Source organism: Tateyamaria sp., assembly GCF_039940735.1.
Classification (GTDB): Bacteria; Pseudomonadota; Alphaproteobacteria; order Rhodobacterales; family Rhodobacteraceae; genus Tateyamaria.
In genome coordinates this window covers 1-4,250 of sequence record NZ_JBDVGB010000044.1, presented here as the reverse complement: position 1 = coordinate 4,250, position 4,250 = coordinate 1, and the positions used below count along the sequence as shown (strand labels likewise).

At 57.6% G+C, this 4,250-nt stretch carries 2 protein-coding genes and 1 pseudogene; all 3 read right to left on the bottom strand.

Features of this window, described 5'->3' with window-relative positions; genetic code table 11:
• Positions 1–466, bottom strand: a pseudogene (locus ABJF76_RS08675) (UPF0280 family protein); the annotation flags it as partial.
• A gap of 3 nt (positions 467–469) precedes the next feature.
• Positions 470–1,954 carry a 6-hydroxynicotinate reductase gene (locus ABJF76_RS08670; RefSeq protein ID WP_413820112.1) on the bottom strand — a complete coding sequence of 495 codons (1,485 nt, stop codon included), beginning with the start codon at positions 1,952–1,954 and terminating at the stop codon, positions 470–472.
• Positions 1,951–4,250, bottom strand: a 2,300-nt coding sequence (locus ABJF76_RS08665) for a xanthine dehydrogenase family protein molybdopterin-binding subunit (protein WP_413822553.1), incomplete at its 5' end; no start/stop codon positions are given. The genes ABJF76_RS08665 and ABJF76_RS08670, both read right to left, overlap by 4 nt.

The following is a 4,250-nucleotide window of genomic DNA, read 5'->3' as shown; positions in this document are numbered from 1 at the left end:
GGATCGGGTCTGCTTCGGTCACCGTGATCTGCCCCAGGACATCACCCGTATGCGCCATCATGGCCGTCGTAAACTGAGCACCGTCACGCAAGTGCAGCGCGATGTCTCCGCCATTGTTGACGTAGGCGCGGTGCAAATCCGCAGCATCGATCATGGCTGCAAGAACTTCGTCTGCGACAGCCCCAGCAACAGCGGCCATGCGGGTGACAAAGTGGCTGGAAAAGGGCATCGTTGCCACATGCATGCGGCGCGCGATAAGGCCGGTCGGGGATGGGGTTTCCTTGGTCATGGGCGCGCGCAATGCACTCAGCTCGTGTACCAGTTCCTCAAGCACGGTGGCAAAGCGCGCTTGCGCTGCATTAAAGGCTTTCGTCCGGTCGCCATCAGCGCCGATGATCAGGTCAATCGGCCCGTGCTGCAAATGCAAGCGCAGGCCACAAGGCAGCAATTTGGCGACCGGCCTCATTCCTTAGGCCTCCTTGGACCAGCGGTAATTGCCGCGCGACATCGGATCGCGGGTGTTGGGGTTTTGCGCCACGCGCCGCGTGTCATCGCGCGCCACATCCGAGACCTTTTGCAGATGTTTCATATGCCCGCCAAGCGCGTTGTAATCGCTAACCCGCAAGGTGAATTCGATTGGGGCCACAAGGGCAGGTGTCGGCACATAACCAAATGATTGCGTCGGCATGTCTAATACGTCAACCATCACCGTGATCCCACCGCCCGGCCAAACATAGACCTGAGCCCCGCCACAGGACACATGCGTCAGCGCGTCCTTAACTGAACGGGTCAGGCGTACGGGGTTTTCGGTGACACCCGCGCGCAGTGACCCACCGGCACCGCCCATGAAAAGAACGGAACACACAGAAGGCTCGCAATTTTCAGCAATCAATTCTGCCGAGGCAGACAACACTGTAGGAATAGGTTTCTTTTGCGGCGTTAGATCCGCATCCAATTCGAAATACGCCACTTGTTCGCCCGTGGTCGACACCATGAGCAAGCGCAAGCCTTCCCAAGCGATCTTGGGATTGAAGGGGCCAAGAATTTTCAGCGGATCATTGATGTCTGTGCCACCCCAACCTGTCCCGGGATTGGCGACCTGAAAGTACCGCCCGGGCGTTGAACGGCGACCAAGGATTTTGATGCCAGTGGGGGGGACATCCAATTGCTTGCCGGTTTCATGTTCGGACAAAACCCCTGTGATGTGATCGTCAACAACGACGACTTCGTCGGCATGGCCGATCCATTGCATCGGGAACATTCCGATGGTGGCAGATCCACATCCGACCCGCATCAGATTTTCGGTCACACCGTTCACGATGGGTGACTTGCCGGCTTGCACAACAACTTCGGTTTCGTGGTCATCGCCCTCGATAGTCAAAGTCACCGCATCGCGATTGCACAGCTTGAGCAAAGCGTCGCAGGTGATACGACCTTCTTTTTTGGTGCCGCCTGTCAGATGTTCGACCCCGCCAAGCGACAGCATCTTTGATCCATATTCCGAGGTGGTCACATGACCAATTGGTTCGCCGTCCACGCGGACCACATCGCGTTCTTCACCGATATGACGGTCCGTGTCGATTTTCACCTTCACACCGCAGTAGCTGAAAATGCCTTCGGTCACGACGGTGACCATATCAACGCCATCGATCTCTTGCGAGACGATGAACGGCGCCGGTTTGTAGTCGGGATAGGTGGTGCCTGCACCCACAGCCGTCACAAAAGGGCGATCTCCTTTGATGATATCGCCGTCCCAGTCCTCTCCGTTGCCATCGCCCATGAAAGGCACCAGCTTTTGATCCGTGCCTTCGATGATGGTTAAAGGGTCCAACCGCACCAATGTGCCATCATGGTTGGCATAACGGTCACACGCGCCAGACTTGCCGTCAGCAATAAAACACATAACCGGACATGCATCGCAGCGGATTTTTTCGGGTTTGACAGGCGAATTCATGTTGACCCTTTCAGGATCGCCGCACGGACGCGGTGAGGGGTTGCGGGCACTTGAAAGATGCGCACACCGGTTGCGTGTTTGATGGCATTAAGAAACGCAGGCGCCGTCGGGATCAAGACGTGTTCACCCAAACCTTTGGCCCCATATGGGCCGTGCGCATCAGGTTCTTCTATAATGATCGTTTCAATCGGGGGAATGTCGCCCATGGTCGGAATAAGGTAGTCATGCAGGTTCTCGGTGTGGCCTGGAAGGTATTCTTCCATCAAGGCAAGGCCAAGCCCTTGGGCGATGCCGCCATGCACCTGCCCTTCGACCATCATCGGATTGACGGCATGGCCTACATCGTGGGCGGCGACAAACTTGATTGGGCGCACTGTGCCAAGCGCGGTGTCAACTTCGACCACAGCCAATTGCGCGGCATAGCCGAACTGTGCGTAAGGGCTGCCTTGGCCATTCGCATCCAGCGGCAGGGTCGGCGGATCATAGGTTTCTTCGGCGCGCAGCACAAAGCCGTCGGCGTCCGCTGTAAGTGATGTTAGATCAAGAACATGCCGCCCACCCGCATCGCAAGATACAATTTTCCCGTTCTCCACTGTCAGCACCGCATCTTGCGCTACGTTCAACCGTTCCAGAATGCCTTTGCGCAAGGCCTCGCCCGTTAGGCGCGCCGCGTTGCCAGAGATAAATGTTTGGCGCGAAGCCGAAGTTTTGCCCGCGTCCGGCGTCACATCTGTATCGCCGCCAATGCGCGTTATGTTTTGGATGGAAACACCCAAAGCCGTCGCAAAAATCTGGCTGATGACGGTGTTTGACCCTTGCCCGATGTCGATCGCGCCTTGATGCAGGACGATGCGCCCCTTTGCTGTGATCCCGGCCTTGATGGTCGATGGATTGGACATCGAGGTATTGCCACACCCGTACCACGCCGAAGCAATGCCAACGCCACGCTTTAGGGTGTGAGATGTGGCGTTGAAGGCTTCGGCACCGGCGCGTTCTGAGGCCCAGGCATCACGCAAGGCAGTCAGGCAGGGTTTGATGCCCACGCCTTGTTCAAAAACCTGCCCACAGACTGTGGGCACCCCGTTTTCCAAGGCGTTCGCAAGGCGAAAGTCCAAGGCATCCATTCCCAGCTTTTCAGCCAGTTCATCCAGAAGGCTTTCTTGCGCAATAGCAGATTGGGGCACGCCAAAGCCGCGGAATGCACCGGCGGGCGGATTGTTTGTATGAACGCCGGTCGATTCCGCCCGGTAATCTTTGATCACATAAGGACCAGAAGCATGAACGGGGACGCGGTTGGCCACAGTCGGCCCCCAACTGGCATAGGCACCCGTGTCAAAGTCGCCCTTAAACGCAAAACCGGTAATCTTGCCTTGGCGATCTGCTCCGATCCGCAACGTGATGTCCGAGGGGTGCCGTTTTGTCGTGCTTTGCATCGATTCAGTGCGGGTGTAACACAAGCGCACCTTTTGCCCGGTCTTGAGGGCCGCCAGCGCCAAATAGGGTTGCACAGACAAGTCCAGCTTGGACCCAAAGCCCCCGCCGACAGCTGTTGGGACGACACGGATTTGCGATCTGTCCATTCCTAGGATCAGTTCAAGCGCTTCGACATCCATCACTGGCGCTTGCGTGCACGCATGCACTTCGACCCGTCCGTCTATCACTTGGGCAAAGCCTGCCTCGGGTTCGATGTAGGCATGTTCGACAAAACCGCTTTGAAAGCGCCCTTCGACGGTCACATCAGATTGCGCCAATTGCGCTTCGGCGTCGCCACAGGCCACAAAGCCGCCACACATGATGTTGCCGTCCCGTCCTTCGTGCAACTGTGCGGCCTGAGGGGCCTTGGCGGATGTCATGTCTTGGGCGGCAGGCAATGGCGTCCATGTGACGGGAAAGTGCGCCGGGTCAAAAGCTGCTAGAACGTCCCGATGCGCGACAATGGCCGCGATGGCTTCGCCTCGGAACCGAACGGTGTCTTCGGCAAAAACGGGTTGGTCCACGAATTGGGGGATGACGCCAAACAGGTTTTGACCGGGAATGTCCTTCTTGGTTAGCACGGCCTCGATACCATGCGTCGCCGCAAAAGTTTCTAGGTCGCCCAAAGTGAATTTCGCGCGCGCGTGGGGGGACCGGATCACCAGAACCTCAAGGCATCCAGCTGGTGCGATGTCATCGCCAAACAGCTCTTGGCCTGCGATTTTGGCACTGCCATCGACGCGCGGAATGGCGGTGCCGGACGTTCCGTGACCGGCCTGCGCAATCGGCTGCACACCTGTCACGGCGTCGATAATTTTGCGAT

Bases quoted from the DNA above. Each gene is read 5' to 3' on its own strand.
- ABJF76_RS08670 (WP_413820112.1), bottom strand. From the start codon at position 1,954: ATGAATTCGCCTGTCAAACCCGAAAAAATCCGCTGCGATGCATGTCCG.